The organism is Chitinophagales bacterium (genome assembly GCA_017303415.1).
Lineage (GTDB): Bacteria > Bacteroidota > Bacteroidia > Chitinophagales > Chitinophagaceae > SpSt-398.
Genome location: JAFLBJ010000001.1, coordinates 1832586 through 1856941, shown reverse-complemented (window position 1 = coordinate 1856941; position 24356 = coordinate 1832586). Strand labels below are relative to the sequence as shown.

Genomic DNA, 24356 nt, shown 5'->3' with positions numbered 1-24356 from the left:
GTTCCGATTATGGCAAGAGTTATTGGTGTGGCCAATCAAAAAGGGGGTGTAGGTAAGACCACTTCCGCGATCAATGTTGCGGCGAGTCTGGCTGTACTTGAATACAAAACCCTGCTGGTGGATGCCGATCCGCAGGCCAATAGCACGACCGGGGTAGGTTTTGACCTGCACAACATTACCCATAGCCTGTATGACTGCATGGTGAATGAATCGGTAGCCAGGGATGTAATCCTCAAAACGGAAATACCCTATCTCGACCTGATCCCCTCACATATTGACCTGGTAGGTGCTGAGATCGAAATGATCAATTACCCCAACCGGGAAATGGTTTTGAAAAATATCCTCGACCCGGTGAAGGGCGATTATGATTTCATCATTATTGACTGTTCCCCTTCGCTTGGCCTGATCACTGTTAATGCATTGACCGCATCTGACTCGGTGATCGTTCCTGTACAATGCGAATTCTTTGCCCTGGAAGGTTTGGGCAAACTGCTCAATACGATCAAGATCGTGCAAAGCCGGCTAAATACCTCTCTGCTGATCGAAGGCATCCTGATGACCATGTACGATGGACGTCTCCGCCTCTGCAACCAGGTGGTAAGCGAAGTACGTCGCCACTTTGAAGACCTGGTCTTTGACACCATCATCCACCGTAACGCCAAGCTCAGCGAAGCCCCCAGTGTAGGTAAACCCGTGATCCTGTATGATGCCAAAAGCAAGGGTTCGGTGAACTACCTCAACCTGGCCAAAGAGATCCTTCAAAAGAACGACATGACCAAGATCCGGCAGGAAGAACGAATCATGGAACTCTAAGCCGGAACCTAACAACCATTGCCCATGACCAGCCCCAAACAGAACAAAGAAGCATTAGGTAAAGGAATACGATCCCTGTTACAGGGCATTGATGCCGACCTGAAAAGCAGTGCGAATACCCTGAAAAGTACCGTAGTGGATACCGTTACCGGTGTTACCCGTATCCCGATCGATACGATCGAAACCAACCCCAAACAACCACGTCGCGATTTTGACGAGACCGCCTTACAGGAACTCGCAAATTCCATTCGCATACACGATATCATTCAACCCGTCACCGTATCCAAACTTCCTTCGGGTAAATACCGGCTTATTTCCGGGGAACGGAGATGGAGGGCATCAAAGATCGCCGGGCTAAAAGATATACCGGCCTATGTACGCCAGGCCAACGATCAGCAATTATTGGAACTGGCCCTGCTGGAAAACCTGCAGCGGGAAGACCTCAATGCCATTGAAATTTCGCTTAGCTATAAGCGGATGATGGAAGAACTGAGCTATACGCAGGAACAGGTGGCCGACCGTATGGGCTTTGACCGGAGTACCGTTACTAATTATATCCGGTTACTGAAACTACCCCCCGATATCCAGATCGCCCTGCGAAAGGGAGAAATGAGCATGGGACATGCACGGGCCCTTATCAATGTGGACACCATTGACAAGCAACTTTATATTTTTTCAGAAATAAAAGAAAAAGGATTGTCGGTGCGACAAACCGAAGCCATGGTTCGTAACCTGTACAAACAGGATGGCCCTGTTAAAAAACAGGTAAAAACCTCGCTGCCTCCGGCCTTCCAGAAAATTGAAGATAAATTAGCATCGCATTTCAGTACCCGGGTAAAATTGAAACACCAATCCGATGGAAGCGGGCAACTTACGTTTGATTATTATTCATTGGAAGAATTCAATAAACTGCTCGGTCAATGGAATGTTACCGTAGATTGACCATGAAGACGATCCAATTCATTTTTTTATCCCTGTTTTTATTCATGGCCGGCCAGCAGGTTCAGGCACAGGAAACCATCATGGGGCTAAACGATTCCATTCCTGCCACCCCACCAATCATCAAACCCGATACCGCAAGAAAGAATACCTATCCCCGCAAAGTAGCTTTGCGCTCGGCCATTATTCCGGGTTGGGGACAGGCCACCAATAAAAAATACTGGAAGATCCCGATCGTTTATGCCGCACTCGGAATCACTTCCTATGTGTTCTTTGATAACATCGGTGTTTACCGGGAATACCGTTTTGCCTATGCCGCACGTATCAAAGCACAAGCCCCTGCCTACGATTCCACTGACTACAATACACTCGACCAACTTTACAAGATCATCAGCCCTGAATCCATCCGCGCCGGAAGAGATGAATTCAGAAAATACATTGATTATTCCGTTCTGGTATTTGTCCTGTTTTGGGGACTGAATGTAGTTGACGCCGCTGTAGACGGACACCTGAAGAGTTTTGATATTTCACCCGACCTCAGCATGAAGATCAAACCGGTGGTCAATCCTTATTTGAGAACGGCAGGTGTGGGGTTGGTGTTTACTATCGGGAAGAAATAATAGCACGAATTTTAACTCTTGATAATATATATGAAGATTGCTTTAATTGGATACGGCAAAATGGGCAAAGCCATTGAAGAGATCGCTTTGCAGCGCGGACATGAAATTGTATTAAAGGTCAATGATGAGAACCTGGCCGATTTCAGTGAAGCCAATCTGAAAAAAGCCGATGTGGCCATTGAGTTCACGGGCCCGCATAGTGCCTTTGAGAATGTAAAGCAGGTATTGACATGGGGCATTCCGTTGGTATGCGGCTCCACCGGCTGGCTTGATAGGTGGAAAGAGATCGAATCACTCCGGGCAGAGACAAAAGGATCGTTTATATATGCCAGTAATTTTAGCGTGGGTGTCAATATCTTTTTTGAACTGAATAAACGATTGGCCGAACTGATGGCTCCCCATGATGATTATGATGTACAATTGGAAGAGATCCATCATACCCAGAAAAGAGATGCCCCGAGCGGAACCGCCATTACCCTGGCAGAACAGGTACTCGAAAAAATAAAAAGAAAGAATACCTGGGTCAACCAGAACAGTGACAATCCCAAAGACCTTGAGATCGTGAGTGCGCGCATAGACCCCGCGCCAGGTACCCATAAAGTGCGCTACAGCTCGGCCATTGATGATATTGAGATCATCCACACGGCGCATAACCGCACCGGTTTTGCCCTGGGTGCGGTATTGGCCGCCGAATTCCTGCAGGGGAAAAAAGGTTTGTTCACCATGAAGGATGTGTTGGGATTATAGTATTTTACAACACACTATGCCTGCCACCCGTTATGCCCTCATATTGGCCTGCTTATTCCTCGTCCTTTCCGCGGATGCCCAGAAGGAAGAAGTGAATACCCTGATTGAACGGTATGCCCGTCAGTCGGTGGAAATGCGCAATACCAATGCCGATAGCTGTTTTCTTCTTGCGGATAAGGCCTATACCCTGGCCAAAGAAAAAGGCTCGGACTATTCCCTCTTACTTGCCAACTATGCCATGGGACAGGCCCAGGCTGTAAAGGCCCGGTACCGAACCGCCATGAATTATTTTGAAGAATGCCGGCTCTTAAGTGAGAAGACCCGCAACGATTCAATGATGGGGAACACCTATGGCGCACAGGGTACCGTACTTTGGCAATTGGGAAAACATGCGGAAGCTCTTGAAGTGCAGTTCCGTGCCCTCAGCATCCGCGAAAAGATCAATGATCAGAATGGTATGATCGCCTCGCGGCTTAATATCGGGATGGTGTACCAATCCCAGGATAAACTCCCCCAAGCTGAGGTTTATATCCGGGAAGCGCTGGATATGCTGAATGACCTGCAAACGCCACAGGCCCCTCGCCTTCGTTTAACAGCACTCCACACCCTCGCCAACATTTATGGCATGCAGGGAAAAATAAATGAGGCCCTGCAATTGGATAGCCTCGGGATTCAAATTGCGGAAGAAACCAATAACGCATTCTCCAAGGCCATGTTTTACGACAACATGGGGAATTGTTACATGTATGGATCCCCGCCTGATTTTGCAAAGGCCTTTGCCTATTTTCGCCGCACTATCCTGATCGATTCTGCTTTTGATAATAAAAAACAAATGAGTGACAGCTATCTCAATCTGGGTCATTTGTTTTCCTTTCAAAAAAAATACAATGAGGCCATTCCCTATTTTTTGCGATCGGTAGCGCTGGCCGATTCGGCCGGTTACGCGCAGGGTCGTCAATTGGCCTATCAGTACATGTCTGAATCTTATAAGAAAGCCGGGCAGGTCGAGTTGGCATTTGAGGCGCTGAAAAAATCAGAATCATTGAAGGACAGTCTGCTGAATATTGAGAGCGAGACCAAGATCGCTGAATTGCAAACGATCTACGAGACCGAGAAGAAACAAAAACAGATCGAGTTACAGCAAACACAACTGAGTAAGAAAAATTATATCATTGGAGGTACCGTACTTATTTTGCTCCTGACTGCCTTTTCCGGCTACCTGATTTACCGGCGATACCGCCTGCGGCAAAAGCATCAGTTGCAGCAGGAGATCATGCATCAACAGGAAATTGCCACCCGTGCGGTGATGGAAGCCGAAGAAAGTGAGCGGCAGCGGATCGCGAAGGACCTGCACGACGGAGTGGGACAAATGATGAGCGCGGCCAAAATGAACCTTTCTGCCCTGGAATCGGAACTAACCATTGCCGACCCGGGTCAGCGGGCCTCACTCGATAAGATCATCGGCCTGGTGGATGAAAGTTGTAAGGAAGTACGTACAGTAAGTCATAACATGATGCCCAATGTGCTGTTGAAAAAAGGGTTAGCCTCTGCCATTGGCGATTTTCTGGAAAAGATCGAAAGCAAAGTATTAAAGGTGCACCTGCACACCGAAGGGCTGCAGGACCGGATCGACAGCAATGTGGAAATTGTATTGTATCGTGTGATACAGGAATGTGTCAACAATGTGATCAAACATGCCGGGGCCACCCACCTCGATATTTCGATCATCCGTGATAAAGACGGCATTAGTGCCACCATTGAAGACAATGGAAAAGGGTTTGCCGTTTTGGATGAAGCGAATGGGGATGGGATGGGGTTAAAAAATATCCGTACGCGGGTGGAATTTCTGAAAGGCACGGTGGATTTTGATTCTGCCCCGGGAAAAGGAACCCTGGTAGCGGTGCATGTACCTCTTTCGTAATCCAAAGAGGATATAGCTGAAAATTCGTTCTTAGGTTTCTCGCAGCGAACGCCAGGAAGCGCTGCCTTCGCTGCGAGAAACAATAATAAATAGTTATTTTCGACAAATGGGGAAGAGAAAGATCAAAGTGGCCTTGGTGGACGATCACCAGATCGTGATCGATGGGTTATTGTCTTTATTAAAGGGGACCGATTCGGTGGAGTTGGTATTTTCTACCACGAAGCCCGAAGAAGTAATCGGTCTTCTTCAACTGCATCCGGTGGATATCCTGCTGACGGATATCATGATGCCTGTCATTCCCGGCAATGAATTGGCCAAAAAAGTGCGAAAGGAATTTCCCCTCCTTCGTATCCTCGCGCTTTCCATGAGCGGGCAGGGTGAATTGGTCAATGAAATGATCACCGAGTCCGATATATCCGGTTATGTATTGAAGAATATCGGTAAACAGGAACTTGTAACCGCCCTCGAAAAGATCGCGGCCGGTGGTATATATTTTAGTGAAGAAGTGATCAGGGAACTGAAAAACTCTGACCGTCGCAAAAAGCAGGCAGAAGAGGCCCACCTTACTGAAAGAGAGATCGAGATCATCCGCCTGATAGAAAAGGAATACAATAACCGTCAAATCGCCGATGCACTTTTTATTTCAGAAAGAACAGTAGAAACCCACCGCAAGAATATTTTCCGAAAAACAAATACGAATAGTGTGATCGGGTTGGTGAAGTTTGCGTATGAACATCGGCTGGTGTGAGGCGAGAGACGTGAGGCGCCTCACGATTCTCACCTCTCCCCCAAATCATGCCCCATCCTATCCCGCTTTGTAGCTAAATACTTTTCATTATGCGGGTTGGCGTGTATGCGAATGGGAATATTATCCACCACTTCCAATCCATAGCCAATAAGCCCTACTCTCTTCTTGGGGTTATTGCTGATCAGTTTCAATTTGGATATACCCAGATAGCGAAGTATCTGAGCGCCTACTCCATAATCCCGTTGGTCCATTTGAAAACCCAAATGAAGGTTGGCATCCACGGTGTCCATTCCCTGCTCTTGCAGGCGGTAGGCCTTGAGTTTATTCAACAGACCGATACCACGGCCTTCCTGGTTCATATAAAGAATGACCCCTTTCCCTTCTTTCTCCACCATTTGCATAGCGCAGTGAAGTTGTTCGCCACAATCACAGCGAAGCGATCCCAGGATATCCCCGGTGAAACAGGAGGAGTGAACACGCACCATCACCGGTTCATCTGCTTCCCATTTCCCTTTGATCAGGGCCAGGTGTTCGTTGCTTGAATTCTTTTCGCGAAAGGCTTTGAGTTTGAACATACCAAACTGGGTGGGCATATCTACTTCCACCACCTCCTCGATCAGGGAATCGCGGGTGATGCGGTATTCAATCAGGTCTTTGATGGAAATGATACTGAAATCAAATTTTTTGGCGATCTCCATTAATTGAGGGAGGCGGGCCATTGTGCCGTCATCATTCATGATCTCGACCAATACCCCGGCAGGTTGATAACCAGCCAGGCGCGAAAGATCGATCGCGGCTTCGGTATGTCCGGCCCGGCGAAGCACGCCGCCGGTCTTTGCACGCAGGGGGAAGATATGTCCTGGCCGGCCGAGGTCTTCCGGCCTGGTTTCCGGATCGATCAGGGCTTTGATGGTCAGTGATCTGTCTTGTGCTGAAATACCGGTTGTACAGCCATGTCCCAGCAGGTCGACCGACACCGTAAATGCCGTTTCATGCAAGGCGGTATTATTATTGACCATCAGCTCCAGTTTGAGCTCTTCGCAGCGTTGTTCCAGCAGGGGGACACAGATCAATCCCCGGCCGTGCTTGGTCATGAAATTGATCACTTCCGGGGTGGCTGCTTCGGCGGCACAAATGAAATCTCCCTCATTTTCACGGTCTTCATCATCGACCACGATCACCAGTTTTCCGGCACGTATATCCGCAATAGCTTTCTCAATCGAATCCAGCATATTCCAATTTTTAGCAAAATTAGCCACAATTTTCCAGCTTGTCTTTATACCCCTATCTTTGACCCGCTATGCAATGACCCGCAGGCTCCGCTGGCAGTGGTTTGGTAGGTAATAAATTGTTAATAATCCAACTCTGTCCGGTAGCCGGGAAATTGCTTTCTTTGCACCAAAATTAACATAATGCTTATGTTTAAGAGAAGTATCCCTTACTTTATCGTATTGATTATTACGTCATTGTGTTCAATGGCGCAGGTCACTACCAGTAGTATGACCGGTACGGTAAAGACCGACAAAAATGAGCCCCTTGTTGGCGCATCTGTTACACTCACCCATGTTCCCACCAAGACCGTGTACACCACGATCACCCGGAGAGACGGCCGCTTTGATGTAGCCAATATCAACCCTGGTGGACCCTACACACTTGAAATATCCTTTACCGGATTTGACAAGCTGGTAAAATCAGACATTTTTGTTTCCCTTGGGGAAACATCCCGTCAGGATCTTGCCATGGGCCAGGATGTGAAAACATTGTCGGAAGTGGTACTGGCTTCCTCCCGTCGCGCCCGTGAAGGCGCCAAGGGTGGTACCGAAACCGCTGTAGGTCGTGATAAAATGCAAAACCTGCCTACCGTTGGCCGTAACCTCTCGGACTACCTGCGTTATGTACCCCAGGCCAAGATCACCGGTGACGGTGGTATCTCCCTGGCTGGTCAAAACAACCGCTACAACTCATTCTATATTGACGGAGCCGTGAATAATGATGTATTCGGGCTTTCCGCTTCAGGTACCAATGGTGGCCAGGCAGGTATTGCCCCGGTCTCCATCGATGCCATCGACCAATTCCAGGTTGTTATCTCTCCTTATGATGCGGCCCTGGGTAACTTTACCGGTGGTGGTATCAATGCCATTACACGGAGTGGTACCAACGAGATCGATGGTTCGGTGTACTATTTCTTCCGGAACCAATCTTTGTCTGGTAAAACACCTGGTGTTGACAAAAGCGTGGCCACCAAATTGGCCGATTTCAAAAACCAGACCTATGGTTTCCGCGTTGGTTTCCCCATTGTAAAGAACAAGATTTTCATGTTCATCAATGGAGAAATGCAAAGAGATACACGTCCACAACCTTATGATATTAGTGGATACCTGGGCAATTCATCGCAAACAGATATTGAAAATCTGGCCGCTTACCTGCGTACCACTTACGGGTATGAACCCGGCACTTATCTGGACAATCCGGAAAAGATCAATGCCGACCGTATCGTTGCCAAAATTGACTGGGCGCTTAACAGCAAGAACAAACTCAGCGCCAGCTATCGGTACAATGCCGGTGAACGCTTCAACGTAAGCCGCAGCAGCAACAGCACGATCAACTTTTATAACAACGGATATATTTTCCCAACCACCACCCATTCAGGTTCTATAGAATTGAACTCCCGTTTCAAGAAAGGATCTAACAATCGCTTGTTACTGACCTTTACCAATGTAACGGATGACCGTGGTGCGATCGGCGATCCATTCCCGCGTGTAACCATTCGTGACGGATCAGGTTCCATTGTATTTGGTACAGAGGAATTCTCTACCGGAAACCTGCTGAAGCAGAATAACTACGCCATCTTTGATGTATTCAAATTCTATAAAGGCAACCAAACCTGGTCGATCGGTACAGACAATGAGTTGAGCAATTCAACCAATATCTTTATCCGCCAGAACTATGGTTCCTATGTTTACAACAGCCTCGCCGCCTTTACCAGCGGTGGAACGGCAGCTACCTACAACCGCTCTTACTCACTGTTGGATCCCGGAAAATCAGGGGATGAGTCAGTGAATGCAGCGGCTAAATTCAACACCCTCCGTTTAGGTTTCTTTGTAAATGATGAGATCCGGGTAGATGATGCCCTGACCATCAATGTGGGATTGCGTTTGGATAACACCAAGTTCCTGACCACACCACGTACAGACAACTTCTTTAACGACAGCGCCCTGAGCAAAATCGAACAGTATTATGATATGCAAGGTGCCCGCTCGGGTCAGATTTCCAGTCCCAAGTGGTCCCTCAACCCCCGCTTTGGTTTTGTTTATAAAATGGCCAAACATAATATGACCATCCGTGGTGGTGCCGGTTTGTTTACCGGACGTGTACCTCTGGTATGGCCTGGTGGTGTGTACAACAACAATGGTATCAGCCTGGCTGGTATCGCCCGCTCCAATGTGGCTTTCCGTGAAGATCCCTTTGGACAATATGTGGCCAGCGACTTTGGTATCAATGTTCCTGTTCCTTCCGGACAGGTGGACCTGATCTCCAAGGAATTCAAAATGAACAAAGTGGCCCGTACTTCACTGGCCGTTGAAAAAACAGCCGGAAAGAACTGGAAGTTCATCGTAGAAGGTATCTATACCAGCAATATCAATGAGATCGACTACAAGCGTGTAGACATCCTGCCTCCCACACTGCAATCAGTTGGAGCAGATGTACGGAATGTATATCCCCTGTCTGGTAATTTCGCTGCCCAGATCCCCTTCCGTGGCAATGGCACCAACCCGTATACCGGTGTTTACCTGCTTAGCAACAATGAAGATGGCGCCAAAGGCCATTCTTACAATATCTCCTTTACCATCGATAAAGGCTGGAGCAATGGTTTCGCCTTTAATGCCAACTATACCTATGGTCGCTCGATTGTACGCAATGAAGGTACCAGCTCCCAGAACAACAGCCAGTGGCGCTTTATGGAAACCGTTTACGGACGTAATTTCCTGAGCCTGTCTACCAGCGACTACGACCTGGGAAGCCGGATCAACGTTTACGTGGCCAAGAAAATCACCTGGGCCAACAAGAAACTGGCTACCACCATTTCACTGGTGTATAATGGCCAGAGCGGAAGTCCCTTTAGCTATGTTATCAACCGCGGTATGATCCGTGACCTGGATAACTTCGAAACCAATGACCTGGCCTATATTCCGGCCGACATTTCGGAGATCAACTTTATTCAGAACGGTGCGGCCAGCCCTGCTGACCAGTGGAATGCCTTTAATGCCTTTGTTGAAGGTGACAAATACCTCAAATCCCGCCGTGGACAATATGCAGAGCGTAATGGTGCCCGTCTGCCCTTTACCAATATCGTGGACCTGAAACTCCAGCAGGATTTCAACATCAAGCTGGGTGCCCGGACCTATCAGGTACAGGTGACCTACGATGTGTTCAACTTTACCAACATGATCAACAATAAGTGGGGTAAGGCCTATTTCATGTCCAATGACCAGGCTATTCTGCTCGATTTCCAGGGCTATGTCAGCGCAACCGACCTGACTCCCCTGTACCGCTTTACAGCCCCCACCACCGGAAATTACTGGACAATTTCGGATGGTGTTTTCAACAGCGCCCGTTGGACCAGCCAGCTGGGTGTCCGCCTCAATTTCTAATTGATTCTCACCGGATAACGAAAACCCCGCGATTTCGCGGGGTTTTTTGTTTTTTGGGGCCAAAAGATTTAATTTGCCGCATTAAAGCGGATTTGCTCAAATTCGCAACCGAAAACTAATAATATGCTTATGCTTAAGAGAATTGTACGACTACTCTCCGTATTGTTCGTTATGTCCCTGTCCGTACAGGCACAAGAGACCAACAGTAGCATTGGCGGTTTGATCAAAGGAGCCAATAATCAACCGTTGGTTGGCGCTACCATCACCGCTGTCCATGTTCCCACAGGTACCAAGTATGTCGTTCTCGCCCGAAGCAATGGCCGCTTCGATATCAATAACATGACCCCCGGAGGACCTTACACCGTAACTGTTTCCTTTGTCGGATTCAATGATGAGGTAAGAGAAAATATATTCCTCAGCCTGGGTGATAAAGCCTCTTACGATTTTGTGTTGGTGGATAAAGCCGGCAACCTCACCGAGTTGGTATTGACCTCCCGTCGTGCCGCTGGTACAGCCAAGACAGGTTCTGAAACCAGCATTGGTCGGGATAAAGTGGCCAATATCCCTACCGTATCGCGTAGCTTAAATGATTATCTGCGTGCAACACCTCAGGCAAAGATCACCGGTGACGGTGGTGTTTCCCTGGCTGGTCAGAATAACCGCTATAACTCTTTCTTCATTGATGGCGCCATCAATAATGATGTATTTGGTTTGGCCGCTTCCGGAACAAACGGAGGTCAAGCCAATATCAACCCCATCTCCATTGATGCCATCGACCAGTTCCAGGTGGTACTTTCTCCCTACGATGCCTCACTAGGTGGATTTACCGGTGGTGGTATCAACGCCACTACCCGTTCCGGTTCAAATGAACTGCATGGCGCAGCCTGGTATTATTACCGCGATGAGAAACTCGCTGGTAAAACACCCGGTGGTGTTGCAGTTGATCAACGTGTGCGTCTGGCTAATTTCCGCAACCAAACCTATGGTGCACGTTTTAGCGGACCATTGATCAAGAATAAACTGTTCTTCTTCCTGCTGGGTGAGATCCAGCGTGATGAACGCCCTCAGCCTTTCAACATCGCTGATTACAGAGGTAACTCCAATCAGGCCACCATTGATAACCTGGTGTCATACCTGAAAACAACTTATAATTATGATGCCGGATCCTACCTTGATAATCCTGAGCAGGTGAAAGCAAATCGTGTTACTGCCAAACTCGACTGGAACCTGGGTAAAAACAACCGGACCAAATTGTCCATGAGCTATCGCTACAACCAGGGCGAACGTTATAATACCAGCGCCAGCAGCAGCACCACCATCAACTTCTTTAACAACGGTATCCTGTTCCCCAGCAAATCGCACACAGGTACTTTTGAGTTACGTAATAGCCTGAAAGGAGGCGCCTCTAACCGCTTGCTGATTACCTATACCGATGTAACCGATAACCGTGATCCGATCGGACAACCCTTCCCACGGGTAACGATCAATGACGGAGCTGGCCGCTTTATCTTTGGTACAGAGAACTTCTCCACGGGTAACTACCTGGCCCAAAAGAACTGGACCATCAATGATGTGTTCAAATTCTATCTGGGCAATAACCTGATCTCTGTCGGTACCGACAACCTGATCAGCAAAGCAAACAACCTCTTCATTCGTGACCTGTATGGTAACTATACCTACAACAACCTGAATGATTTTCTGAATGACGTAACGCCTAACCAGTATTCGTACACCTATTCGAACCTGGAAGAGACAACGGATGAAAAGAATTCCAAATCGGCTGCCCGTTTCAATTATATCAACTGGGCCTTCTTCATCAATGATGAGATCAAAGCCAATCAAAACCTGACGATCAATCTCGGTCTGCGTGCAGATAAGACCGTTTTCCTGAACCGCCCCAACGCCGATCCTTTCCTGAACGATACGGCTTTGGCGATCATTTCACAATATTATGATCTCAACGGTGCGCGTTCCGGCCAAATGGCACAAGTTCCCTGGTCACTTTCTCCCCGCGTAGGTTTTACCCTGCGTGTTCCGGATGAAAATACCACTGTTCGTGGAGGTATCGGTCTCTTTACCGGTCGTATGCCGCTTGTATGGCCTGGTGGTGTTTATAACAACACCGGTATCAACCTGGGTTCTGTAACCCAGACCACACCGGGGTTTGCCACTTTCTATTCCGGTTTCCGTCCCGATCCATTCAATCAATACACACCGGCTGACCTGAATACATCCGCCAGCACGGCCAAAGGCCAGGTGGACCTGATCGCTGCTAAATTCAAACTCCCCAAACTGTTCCGTACTTCACTGACTGTTGAAAAACGGCTCAGCAAAGGTTGGACACTTACCGTGGAAGGATTGTTTAGCAAGAATATCCACGAGATCTATTATCAGAACGTAAACATCCTGCCTCCTACACTGAAAAGTGTTGGAGCCGGTGCACGTACAGTGTATACATTTGGTGGCACTCCCAACAGGATCCCGCTGCTCTCCAATGGATCTAACCCCTATGGTGCCAATGATATCTTTGTCCTGAGTAATAATGCAGGTACTAAAGGGTACTCGTACAACTTCACCATGGTATTGGATAAAGCCTTCCAGAATGGATGGGCCGCTACCATGAGTTATGCCTACGGTAATTCAATTGTAACCAACGAGGGTACCAGCTCGCAGAACAATAGCCAGTGGCGCTTTATGGAAGCCGTAAATGGCCGTAACGGACTGGGGCTTTCCATTTCCGACTTCAACCTGGGTCACCGCTTCTTTGGATACCTGTCCAAGAAGTTCACCTATGGTGCGAAAAAAATGGCTGCCACTACCTTTACCCTGGTGTATAATGGTCAGCAAGGACAACCCTTTAGCTATGTGTACACAGGTAGTATGGTGGGTGACCGCGCCAGATCAGAGACCAATGACCTGATCTATGTGCCTACAGCCGCAGAATTGCAAACCACTACTTTCCTGAGTGTAACCGTAAACGGCGTAACATACAGCGAAGCCGCTCAACGTCAACTGTTCGAGAATTATATTCAGGCGAACAAATATCTCCGCAACCGTCGTGGCCAGTTTGCCGAGCGCAATGGTTCACGTCTGCCCTGGAGCCATTTGCTTGATCTGAGCATCAAACAAGACTTTAGTGTGAAACTGGGTAAGAAGATTCATACCCTGCAGATCACCTATGATATCTACAACTTTACCAATCTGCTGAACCGCAACTGGGGTAAGACCTACTTCCTTGCCAACGACCAATACGGCCTGTTGCAATTCAACAGCTATACCAGCGCTACCAACCTGACTCCGCGCTATACGTTCCGCCCACAAACCGGAACCCCCTGGAGCCTGAGCACCAGCACCGCTCCTGGTTTGAGTGCAAGATGGCTGAGCCAGATCGGTGTGAGGTTGTCGTTTTGATGAGGGAAGGGAGAGGCGTGAGACGTGAGGCGTGAGTTTCGTGAGACGTGAGGCGTGAGGGGTGAATAGTGAATAGTGAATAGTGAATAGTGAATATAGCGTCGATTGTTTTTTTTAAATAATAAAGAAAAAGGCCTCATTTGAGGCCTTTTTTTATTATCAGAAGTTATTTCACTATTCACCATTCACTATTCACCATTCACTATTCACCATTCACTATTCACCTCTCACGCCTCACCCCTCACGCCTCACGAAACTCACGCCTCACGCCTCACGCCTCTCGCTCCCCCACCCCCACCTCAAAAATTCCGGCATCGCCCGTCCCCAGGTTTCCACATCATGACGACCGTCTTTGTAGTTGATGTAAAAAATATCTTCGGTGACAGAGTAACCAATTTTCTCCAATTCCTCGATAAGACCGAGGGTGTCGTCAATGGAGTCAATGATCCCGTTGTTATTCCGGTCCATGGTTTCATCAAGGGAGCCGGTGGTAAAATAAAATTTCAGCCAGGGGTGGTATTTCCCTTCCCGGATTTGCTTGTGCATGATCCGATCGGTTTTTTCAATGTACCCTTTCCCAATATCGTTGAGTCGCCACCAGAGTGAACCTGAGAAAACACCTGCCCGGCGAAATTCATGGGGATTGTTCCAGACCACATCGATGGCGGTCAATCCTCCCAGGGAGAATCCGGCATAGGATTTTTCTTTAAATCCCTGTGGAGCATATTGAGCCCGCAGATAGGGTAAAAGTTCATCAAAAACGAATTGCTGGTGTTTGCCTGCCCTGGCTCCCCGGCCCATATAATCCGTATAGGCAACGGTTCCATATTCCATTTTCCGGTCCTCACTGCAATGGATACCCACTACGATCAGGGGCTCGATCTCCCCTTTCCCTTCCATATCGGCCAGTAGGGCTCCCAGATCGAATTTGGGAAGGTCCTGGCCGTCATTGATCAACAGAAGGGAATACTGGGTTTCTGGCTGGTGGTTCCGGGGAAGGTAGATATCAATAAGCACCGTCCGGTCCAGAAATTCAGACGCCAAATTCACACGAAGGCCCGGATGTTTTTTTGTCTTGGATTGCACGCTTCAAATATAGGTTTCAGCCCCAATTTCAGTAGATTTGAAAGGAGTATTTTTTTGTGGCTGCAACTTAATCAATTATCTTAATAGCTCTATTATTTGCCACCAAAACCATATAGATCATGAAAAAAATTGGTATCCTGTTTGGAAAAGAAAGGTCCTTCCCTATGGCCTTTGTGGAACGCGTCAACAGCAAAGGGGTTCCGGGTGTGATGGCGGAGCCTGTCCGCATCGACAAGGCCATGCAAGGTGAACATTGCGGGTATGATGTGATCATTGACAGGATATCGCAGGATGTCCCATTCTACCGCACCTTCCTGAAAAATGCGGCTGTTACCGGCACCGCTGTCATCAATAACCCCTTTTGGTGGAGTGCAGATGACAAGTACTTTAATAACTGTCTGATGACAAAAGTTGGCGTTCCGGTGCCCAAGACCGTTATTCTTCCCTCACGTGATCATCCGGATGATACCACCGGTGAATCCTTTAGCAACCTGGCCTATCCGCTTGATTGGGAAAACATTTTCCAGTATGTCGGTTTCCCTGCTTATATGAAACCCTTTGCCGGAGGCGGATGGAAAAACGTTTACCGCCTCGCCAATAAAGATGAATTCTTTGAAAAGCATGCAGAGACCGGTCAACTGGTGATGCTGTTACAGGAAGAGATCATTTTTGAAGAATATTACCGCTGTTATTGCATCGGCAGAAAACATGTGCGCATCATGCCGTATGAACCCCGTAACCCGCACCATCTCCGCTATGTGGCCTCCTTCTCTCCTTCAGAAGAAAGATACCGCCAGATGGAAGAGATCGTACTGCGGATCAATGAGTACCTCGGATATGATTTCAATACGGTAGAACTTGCGCTCCGCGATGGGGTTCCTTACGCGATCGATTTCTGCAATCCCGCACCCGATGCCGAAAGAACTAGTGTCGGAGAAGAAAATTTTGAGTGGGTGGTAGAAACCGCTGCCAATTACGCCATCGAAAAAGCATTGAGCGCCGAACCGGGAAAAGATAATTTGTCCTGGGGAGAGTATGTAAGGAGAGGAGCGAATCATCAACCATTAATATAGATGATGGTTGTTAGATGTTGGATGTTGGACGATAAATGACTGATGACGGTCATCTTTCGTCCAACATCCATCATCCAACATCCAACATCTAATAACCATCATCCCCAAAAATGAACATCAACTACAAATCCTTCACTCTCGGAGTAGAAGAAGAATACATGGTCATTGATCCCGAATCGAGGGAACTGAAGAGCCATGAGCAAAAGATCGTCCAGGAGGGACAAAAAGTGATCAAGGACAAGGTCAAGGCAGAGATGCACCAGGCCGTGGTGGAAGTAGGAACGGATATCTGCCGGGATGTGGATGAAGCCTTTGAGGATGTGGCCACCTTGCGTAAAACCATTCACGGTATCGCCGACAAGATCGGGTTGGCCGTGGGAGCCGCAGGTACCCATCCCTTTAGTCATTGGGAAAGACAGTTGATCACCGACCATATCCGGTATAATGAGATCGTAAATGAACTTCAGGAAGCCGCCCGGAGTAACCTGATCTTTGGTCTGCACGTACATGTGGGAATGGAAACGCGGGAAATGGCCATGCATATTGCCAACTCTACCCGGTACTTTCTGCCACATATCTATGCGCTTAGCGCCAACAGTCCGTTCTGGGAAGGGCGTCAAACCGGATACCGTTCTTATCGTACCAAAGTGTTTGATAAATTTCCCCGTACCGGGATCCCGGAGGTCTTTGAAAGCATCGAAGCCTATGACAATTATATCAAACTGCTGGTCAAGACCAATTGCATTGATAATGCCAAAAAGATCTGGTGGGATATCCGTGTGCACCCCTTCTTCAATACTGTTGAATTTCGCATTTGTGATGTACCCATGACGGTGAATGAGACCATTGCCCTCGCCGCTCTTTTCCAGGCCATATGCGCGAAGATCTACAAACTAAGAACCCAGAACATCAATTTCATTCAATATTCAAGACACCTCATCAACGAAAATAAGTGGCGCGCCAGCCGGTATGGTATTGATGGCCGCCTGATCGATTTTGGTAAAGAGGAAGAGGTGAACACCCGCGTACTCATTTACGAATTACTTGACTTTGTAGATGATGTGGTAGACCATTTGGGTAGCCGTCACCGGCTCGCCTATGTACATAAGATACTTGAAAATGGTACGGGTGCCGACAGACAGATCGCGGTGTTCAATGAAACAAAAAACCTCATCAGTGTCGTCGATTATATCAAAGATCAATACCTTGCAGGTCTTTAATTTTTGAAACACATGGCAGAAGACCTCATTGTAGCGAAAGGAACCAAGGAAGAACAATACAAAGCCCTTCTTCCACAGATCGCCGCCCTGATCGAAGGTGAGCCCGATCTGGTGGCCAACCTGGCCAATATCACAGCCGCACTCAAAGAGCAGTTTGGGTGGTTATGGACCGGATTTTACCTTGTAAAAGATAATGAACTCGTTTTAGGCCCTTTTCAGGGACCCATCGCCTGTACCCGTATCCGGAAAGGAAGAGGTGTTTGCGGTACAAGTTGGGAAAAAGGCCAAACACTTATCGTTGACGACGTAGAAAAATTCCCGGGTCATATCGCCTGCAGCAGCCTGTCGCGGTCAGAGATCGTAGTACCTTTGTGGAAGGATGGGAACGTGATCGGCGTACTGGATGTAGACAGCGAACTCCTGGCCCATTTTGACTCCACAGACCAGCTATACCTCGAGCAAATCGTTGCAGGGATTATTTTTTAAATGATTAATTTTGAAAAGAGGCCACTTACCAAAAGCTAATAGCTATTAGCTAACAGCTATTGGCTTTAAGTTAAGTCACATTTATGAAACAACTGAACCCCATACAGGACCCTGTTTACCACCAACCCGAATCCTTCTCGGCATATGAACGGTTCTGGCTCAATTTCATGAACGATAAAAGAGACCTCTCTTTTCTGCATTTGCTCACCCTGATTCACCTCACCGTTATACCACTGGGACTGGTTCTTTTCACACCCCTCTTCCAGGGTTATTGGTGGTGGATCGCCTATGTTGTCTGGTTCTTTTTGGCCCAGATCCGGTTACGGGGACCCTTTGGACTTATGTTGCATAATATTTCGCACCGTCGGTTATTTAAAAAGAAATTCAATTGGCTCAATAAATATGTGATCTGGTTTGTATGCCCCTTTTTTGGACATACCCCTGAAACCTATTTTGCCCACCACGTGGGTATGCATCATGAAGAAAACAATATGCCGGATGATGCGAGCAGCACCCTTCCCTATCAACGCGATTCCCTGAAAGATTTTTTAAAATATTATATCAATTTCCTGTTCCTCGGTTTTCGCGACACGTTTGTCTACCTCTTTACACGGAAGAAAAAGAAATATTACGTCAACCTGACCCTGGGAGAAATGACCTTCTATGCTGTTAGCATCGGGCTTTGCTTTGTCAACCTGAAAGCGGCGCTTTGGGTATTGATCATCCCCTTTCTGGTTTCCCGCCTCATTATGATGCTGGGCAACTGGACACAACATGCTTTTGTGGATCCCCATGAACCCGAAAACATGTACAAGAATTGCTTCAATTGCATCAACACAAATTACAATACCAAATGCTGGAATGATGGGTATCATCTTATCCATCACCTGAAACCAGGTATTCACTATACCGATATGCCGGTATTATTCCTGAAAGAAAAAGAAAACATTGTTCGGGAAAAATCACTGGTATTCGATGGTGTACATTATCTCCATCTCTTTCTTTACCTGATGACCAGGCGGTACGATAAAATGGCCCGCCATCTCGTCAATATTGAAAACAGTTTCTCCTCTGAGGAAGAAGCCATAAAAGTGCTGAAAGAAAGAACAAGTAAGTTTCGTCTGAATGCCGCCTGACCAACCTTTCCCCATGTTATCCGACATTTTGATAAGACCGATACACCCCAATGATAATCTGGCTATGGCGCGTATCATTCGCGATAGTCTTACCGAGTTTGGTGCCAACCGGCCAGGCACGGTTTACTATGACCCTACGACGGATGCCCTCTTTGAGCTTTTTCAACAGGAAAGATCGGCTTATTGGGTGGCAGAATCAGCGAAAGGGATCCTGGGTGGTGCCGGCATTTTCCCCACACCCGGCCTTCCTGGCGATACCTGTGAGCTGGTAAAAATGTACCTGGTGCCTGAAGCCCGTGGCAGAGGTTTGGGTAAAAAAATGATCGAAACCTGCTTTGCTACCGCCCGTGAAATGGGATATAAAAATATCTATCTCGAAACCATGCCTGAGTTGGAAAAAGCGGTGAAGGTATATGAGAAATTAGGATTTGAATATTTACCAGGGCCCCTGGGGAACAGCGGACACTTTGGTTGCGGGAAATGGATGTTGAAAGCGATCGTTTAATTGCCCGTAAAGCTTGCATGAAACCTATACCGGAGAAACCTCATATACCGGACTGAACAAATAAGCGCGCCCGGTTTTCACTTCCACACACATATAGCGTTTTCGTTGTTTAGCGCCTCGTTGAAAAACACGGCCGTCTTCCAGTTTAAAGAGGGCTTTATCCTCCAGCTCCTCCACCAGCTTCCGGCCATTGGTTTGCGTATCATATCTTCTCAGTATACGGATCAACCCATCTTCCGCACAACTGCTGGCAGCAGGGCTTCCCAATATGCGGTGGAGTTCCGCCTCAATATCCGGAGGAAATAATTTTCGCTGGAGAAAACGCGCTAACAAATGCGAGAATATTTGTTGCCATTCTTTACCATGGGCCTGTACCCGGTGCTGGTATTTTTCAAACACCACGAGGTGAGCGATCTCATGCAGGGTGGTGATCAGGAAGGCATAGGGATTGAGATTGCCATTGACACTGATCCGGTGATTTTGCATATCGGTCTTATGCCGGTAGTCACCCAATACGGTTTTTCTTTCCCGGGCAATGGTGAGGTGTACTTTATACTGATGCAGAAAGGCAGATACCTCTTCATAGGTACCCGGCGGGAGAAAGGAGCGTAAACTATCGAGCGGTACTTCTTTTTTAGCCATGCTTCTTAAGCTTCGACAATTTCATCAAACCCGCCACTTCAAGAAAAGTATATACCAGATAGAGGCCCATACAGAAGAAAAGCGCGGGCTTGTTCAACTGTTCTTTGAATTGGGTAACATACACAAGGGCAGCACCGGCTAACACGATCAGCTTGATCATAAAACTGCCATATACCGATCTGAAAAAAGCATGGTTATTCTTTGTGGAAAGTCCCTTACTTCCCAGCCAATAGGTCAGGAAAGTAACTGCAAACAATAGCAGGTTGCCGATGATAAGTACATCGGTGTCAAAGCCTGCCTCTTTCCAGCGGGAACCAAAAAGGAGGAAAGCCGTGTTCAATACAAAGAACAGGATGATTGCCGGCAAAAAGGGCCGGATCACCGGCCGGATGGTGGAGGTTGACATGATTACGGGTGGTCTGTTTACTTGGCCAATTCCGACTCAGGTTCTTCTTCTTTTATCAATGAATGAGTGGATTGATTGGTTGCATTGCCCATATGGCACTGTCCGTTAAATGTGGCGGTGGGTTCTACCTGCAATTTGGTGGCATAGAGGTTTCCTGATACCACGCAATCGCCCCTTAACTGGAGGATGTCCTTTACTTTGATATTCCCGGATACCTTGCCAACAATATCGGCCTGGTTTCCTTCAATATCCCCTTCTACAACTCCGCTTGCCCCGATTACGATCTTGGCACTGCTACGGATATTGCCGATAATCATGCCATCGATCCGAAGATCGCTGTTGCTGCTGATGTCCCCTTTTAGGGTAGTGCCCGAACCGATAAGGGTCGTGCCACTGCCGGTGCCATTTGTTTTTTCTGTGCTCATGGTTTCCCTGGATTTGGCGTTAAACATAGATATTTGGTTTCAATTGTCGAATTCATCCTTCGGTACTTCGATCAGGGTGGTATCCAATACCTGGTTCATATCCCCCCGCAACACTTTTTGCAACCCCTCAATGAACTGGGTCTGATTCTTCACCACATTATTCAAAGAATCTACCGTGTACTTCATTTCCCGGTTCTGTCGCTGCTGGCCAAAGTCTTCGTAACCAGGGATATAGTATTTCAACGGCGTAAAAACGATCAAAGCCACCGTCAGCCCCACCAACACTACAAAAATGGTGCTAAGCGTGACATAGACACTTAATCGCGATAATTTAAAGGTGACCACTTCCTCGTAAGTGTCATCATTCATGATGACCAGCCGGTAGCGGTTGCGGAGCCTTTTGAGCGTGGACACTTTCTCTGGTTTCACGTAGTTTGATTAGCGGTTAAAGTTAACAAAAATCGAACCTTTTATTCCCTTGTTAATCAAAAATTTATAATGAAAAAAAACGGGGGTTTGACATAATAAAATATTTGATTTTCAGTTATTAAGAATTTAGATTTGGCCGGAAATGCGCGCATCCCGTTATTTTCTCCTGACCGTGGTTCTACTTTGGCTTTGCCAGTCCGCACTGGCCCAGTTAGGCATTTCCTTTGATATCAAAAAACCACGCGAATACGAGGAAAGGGTACTCCGCTCCGAAAGGTCGGAAGAAAAGAAATTCACCCTCCCCCGGCGTTTCATGCAGAATACCGCCACCCGGTACAACTTCTTTTTTAATGCAAATAACACCCTGAATGAAGTGATCGCCCAGGCCAAATCACAGCATCAGGACGATTTTACGTCCCTCCTGCCCTTTTACAACTACAGCCTGGAAAACACCTCTGCCAATCGCCTTCAGTTGGATTCGATCATCAGCCGGTCTTCCACCGGACTGGTGCTGCACGATCTTCGCAACGATTGGGCCGACAACCTGTACCTTCTCATTGGTGCCGCCTATTACCTGCGCAAAGACTTTGATTCCGCCGCCCTGACCTTTCAGTTTATCAACTATGCCTTTGCACCCAAAGAAAAGGACGGATATTACCAGGTGATCGGAAGCCGGTTTGATGGCAACAACGCCATGTCCATCGCCACCAAAGAAAAGACAAACCTCCCTAAAAAAATATTTGCCGAACCACCCAGCCGTAACGATGCCTTTATCTGGCAGATCCGCACCTTTATGGCGCGCAAAGCCTTTGCCGAAGCTGCCAGTCTGATTGTTACCCTGCGCAATGATCCTTCCTTCCCCAAACGATTGCAGAATGACCTGAATGAAGTTCAGGCACTCTGGTACTATGAACAACAACAATGGGATAGCGCCGCGGTGTACCTGGTAAAAGCATTGGACAATGCCCCCACTAAAAAAGAAAGGGCCCGCTGGGAATTCCTGGCCGCCCAATTGTTTGAAGGGGGAAAACAATTCGATAAATCGAGAGAGTTTTATGAAAAAGTGATCAGCCATACCACAGATCCCGTTATGGAGATCTATGCCCGGCTGAATGCGATCCGCACCAATAAAGACAATGAACAGGACTATACCGACAGAAATATCAGTGAACTGTTGAAGATGGCCCGAAAGGATAAGTTTGTGGACTACCGCGATATCATATTTTTTACCATCGGGCAAATGGAACTTGAAAGAGGACGTACCAATGAGGCAATGGCCTATATCGAAGAAAGTACCCGCTATAGCAGCAATAACCCGGCACAACGGACACGCGCCTTTTTGCTGCTGGGCGACCTGGCGTTTCGTCAACAACAATACCGTCGGTCTTCCTCTTATTACGACAGCATCGCCATTACCAGTCTGAGTATGCAGGATGGCCAGCAATTCATGGAAAGAAAAACAATGCTGGGTATCGTGGCCAAACAAATTGATATTATTTACCGGCAGGACAGTCTGCTGCGATTGGCCGATTTGCCGGAGGAAGATAGAAATGAATTCATTCGGAAAATGGTCAGGCAATTGCGGCGGCAGCAAGGACTGAAAGAAGATGAAAGGGGAAGCGTGTCTCTGCCCGGCAATGAAACACCTGCCTCCAATGACCTTTTTGGCGCCGGACCCGCAAAAGGCGAATGGTACTTTTACAATGCCGCTCTCCGCACCAAAGGGGAAGCTGATTTCCGCACCCGGTGGGGAAACCGTCCCAATGCAGACAACTGGCGAAGGATTTCTGCGGTTAACCTGGCAAGCCGCCTTCCCGAAATGGGCGATCGTGGCCAGGTAAGCCCCGATGGCCCTCCTTCCGTTGAAATTCCCCTCACCTTTGAGGGTCTTCTTGCCCAGGTGCCCCTTACAGATGAAAAGAAAAAAATAGCCCAGGATTCCCTGCAAAAAGCCTTGTTTGAATTAGGTAAAGCCTACGCAGAAAAAATCGAGGATTGCCGTTTCTCTGTTCAAACACTCGACAGGCTCCGCACCGAATTCCCCTCCTTTGAGCCCATGGATGAGGTTCTCTTCCTGTTGCATTATTGCCTCAAGCGTTCCGGAAATGACGAACAGGCTCAGACACTCTTTCAACAATTACAAAAGAATTATCCCAACAGCAAGTATGCCAGTCAATTGGTACCCGGGAAAAAACCCGAACTGGATAACGCGACCAAATCAAATCCGGTGAGTGCTGAATATGAAAAGGTCTATGAACTTTTTATTGAAGGTGATTTTGAGCAGGCTGTTGCCCGTAAGAAAAAAGCAGATAGTCTCTATGGCTCCAATTACTGGACCCCACAACTTTTATACATCGAGGCTATCTATCATATACGCCAGCGTGAAGATGGCATCGCGATGAATGCGCTTCATTCCATCATCAACAAATATCCCGATCATGTCCTTTCTGAAAGGTCAAGACAATTGATCGCGGTATTGGGTCGCCGTAAAGAAATCGAAGAAGAGCTGGGTAAACTACCCAACCCCGATGATTCAGTCATGGTCGCACAAACACCGGCACCGTCGCAGGTAACACCTCCGGTGGTTACCACCCAGGCCCCGGTAGTGAATCAGCCTAACCCACCTAAACAGGGGCAGGACAGTCTGATGGCCAAAAGACCGGTTCTGGATACTGTTAAAAAAGCACCCGCCTTGAATGTGCCCGCCAATGCCACCTATTCACACAGAGAAGACCAGCCTCATTACGTGATGCTGATCCTGTATAAGGTGGATAAGGTATGGGGCAATGAAACCAACAGTGCGTTTACCCGTTATAACCGGGAAAAACCGGCTAACCGCAACCTGGCCAATACGTTGGTAGAATTGGATGCGGATACAAAATTGCTCCTGATCGGCACCTTTGAGAATGCCTCTCTGGCCATACAATACCTGACCGAAACCCGGCCGCTCACCCCGTCCCGGATCGTGCCCTGGCTGACCCCCTCGAAATATACTTTCTCCCTGATCAGCAACTCCAACCTGGAATTGTTAAAACAGAAGAAAGCCGTAGGGGAATATCAGATGTATATCCAAGGAATTTACCAGGGGAAATTTTAA

Annotated in this window: 20 protein-coding genes; 14 read left to right on the top strand and 6 right to left on the bottom strand. The window is 47.7% G+C overall.

Features of this window, described 5'->3' with window-relative positions:
* Positions 1-9 precede the first annotated feature (9 nt).
* From J0M30_08115 to J0M30_08090, 6 genes are all read left to right on the top strand, one after another.
* Positions 10-813, top strand: a complete 804-nt coding sequence (locus tag J0M30_08115; protein ID MBN8667455.1) for a ParA family protein — start codon at positions 10-12, stop codon at positions 811-813.
* A gap of 24 nt (positions 814-837) precedes the next feature.
* The gene (locus tag J0M30_08110; GenBank protein ID MBN8667454.1) at positions 838-1755 is read left to right on the top strand and encodes a ParB/RepB/Spo0J family partition protein; all 918 of its coding nucleotides are present in this window, start codon (positions 838-840) and stop codon (positions 1753-1755) included.
* 2 nt (positions 1756-1757) lie between these two features.
* On the top strand, positions 1758-2372 hold the full coding sequence (locus J0M30_08105; protein ID MBN8667453.1) for a hypothetical protein: 615 nt from the start codon (positions 1758-1760) through the stop codon (positions 2370-2372).
* Between the two features lie 30 nt (positions 2373-2402).
* Positions 2403-3119 carry a 4-hydroxy-tetrahydrodipicolinate reductase gene (dapB, locus tag J0M30_08100; GenBank protein MBN8667452.1) on the top strand — a complete coding sequence of 239 codons (717 nt, stop codon included), beginning with the start codon at positions 2403-2405 and terminating at the stop codon, positions 3117-3119.
* 16 nt (positions 3120-3135) lie between these two features.
* On the top strand, positions 3136-5040 hold the full coding sequence (locus J0M30_08095) for a sensor histidine kinase (protein ID MBN8667451.1): 1905 nt from the start codon (positions 3136-3138) through the stop codon (positions 5038-5040).
* A gap of 106 nt (positions 5041-5146) precedes the next feature.
* Positions 5147-5788 (top strand): response regulator transcription factor, encoded by a 642-nt coding sequence (locus tag J0M30_08090; GenBank protein ID MBN8667450.1) that lies wholly within the window; start codon positions 5147-5149, stop codon positions 5786-5788.
* Positions 5789-5817: 29 nt separating this feature from the next.
* On the opposite strand, the gene J0M30_08085 is transcribed toward J0M30_08090, so the two are convergent.
* Entirely contained in the window at positions 5818-7020 is a 1203-nt protein-coding gene (locus J0M30_08085) for a bifunctional 3,4-dihydroxy-2-butanone-4-phosphate synthase/GTP cyclohydrolase II (protein ID MBN8667449.1), read from the bottom strand.
* 186 nt (positions 7021-7206) lie between these two features.
* On the opposite strand from J0M30_08085, the gene J0M30_08080 reads away from it, so the two are divergent.
* On the top strand, positions 7207-10440 hold the full coding sequence (locus J0M30_08080) for a TonB-dependent receptor (GenBank protein ID MBN8667448.1): 3234 nt from the start codon (positions 7207-7209) through the stop codon (positions 10438-10440).
* A 129-nt stretch (positions 10441-10569) separates the two neighbouring features.
* Positions 10570-13851: a TonB-dependent receptor gene (locus J0M30_08075; protein MBN8667447.1), complete on the top strand. Its 3282-nt coding sequence runs from the start codon at positions 10570-10572 to the stop codon at positions 13849-13851.
* A gap of 264 nt (positions 13852-14115) precedes the next feature.
* Here the strand turns inward: J0M30_08075 and J0M30_08070 are convergent, their stop codons facing one another.
* Positions 14116-14937, bottom strand: a complete 822-nt coding sequence (locus tag J0M30_08070) for an esterase (GenBank protein ID MBN8667446.1) — start codon at positions 14935-14937, stop codon at positions 14116-14118.
* 119 nt (positions 14938-15056) lie between these two features.
* Here J0M30_08070 and J0M30_08065 point away from each other — a divergent pair, with 119 nt between their 5' ends.
* From J0M30_08065 to J0M30_08045, 5 genes are all read left to right on the top strand, one after another.
* Positions 15057-16010 (top strand): hypothetical protein, encoded by a 954-nt coding sequence (locus J0M30_08065; protein MBN8667445.1) that lies wholly within the window; start codon positions 15057-15059, stop codon positions 16008-16010.
* Positions 16011-16120: 110 nt separating this feature from the next.
* Positions 16121-17230 (top strand): carboxylate-amine ligase, encoded by a 1110-nt coding sequence (locus J0M30_08060; GenBank protein MBN8667444.1) that lies wholly within the window; start codon positions 16121-16123, stop codon positions 17228-17230.
* 12 nt (positions 17231-17242) lie between these two features.
* Positions 17243-17716 carry a GAF domain-containing protein gene (locus tag J0M30_08055; protein MBN8667443.1) on the top strand — a complete coding sequence of 158 codons (474 nt, stop codon included), beginning with the start codon at positions 17243-17245 and terminating at the stop codon, positions 17714-17716.
* Positions 17717-17799: 83 nt separating this feature from the next.
* Entirely contained in the window at positions 17800-18852 is a 1053-nt protein-coding gene (locus J0M30_08050; GenBank protein ID MBN8667442.1) for a fatty acid desaturase, read from the top strand.
* A gap of 13 nt (positions 18853-18865) precedes the next feature.
* Positions 18866-19357 carry a GNAT family N-acetyltransferase gene (locus tag J0M30_08045; protein ID MBN8667441.1) on the top strand — a complete coding sequence of 164 codons (492 nt, stop codon included), beginning with the start codon at positions 18866-18868 and terminating at the stop codon, positions 19355-19357.
* 24 nt (positions 19358-19381) lie between these two features.
* Here J0M30_08045 and J0M30_08040 read toward each other — a convergent pair whose 3' ends face one another.
* From J0M30_08040 to J0M30_08025, 4 genes are read right to left on the bottom strand one after another with little or no spacing between them, the layout of a single operon-like run.
* A complete protein-coding gene (locus J0M30_08040) occupies positions 19382-19999 on the bottom strand; it encodes a SprT-like domain-containing protein (protein MBN8667440.1) in 618 nt (205 codons plus the stop codon).
* A complete protein-coding gene (locus J0M30_08035; protein ID MBN8667439.1) occupies positions 19992-20405 on the bottom strand; it encodes a hypothetical protein in 414 nt (137 codons plus the stop codon). Before J0M30_08035 ends, J0M30_08040 begins: the two co-directional genes overlap by 8 nt.
* A gap of 17 nt (positions 20406-20422) precedes the next feature.
* Complete coding sequence (locus tag J0M30_08030; GenBank protein ID MBN8667438.1) at positions 20423-20857, bottom strand: polymer-forming cytoskeletal protein; 435 nt, start codon at positions 20855-20857, stop codon at positions 20423-20425.
* A 12-nt stretch (positions 20858-20869) separates the two neighbouring features.
* Positions 20870-21259 carry a hypothetical protein gene (locus J0M30_08025; protein ID MBN8667437.1) on the bottom strand — a complete coding sequence of 130 codons (390 nt, stop codon included), beginning with the start codon at positions 21257-21259 and terminating at the stop codon, positions 20870-20872.
* Positions 21260-21401: 142 nt separating this feature from the next.
* On the opposite strand from J0M30_08025, the gene J0M30_08020 reads away from it, so the two are divergent.
* On the top strand, positions 21402-24356 hold the full coding sequence (locus J0M30_08020) for a tetratricopeptide repeat protein (protein ID MBN8667436.1): 2955 nt from the start codon (positions 21402-21404) through the stop codon (positions 24354-24356).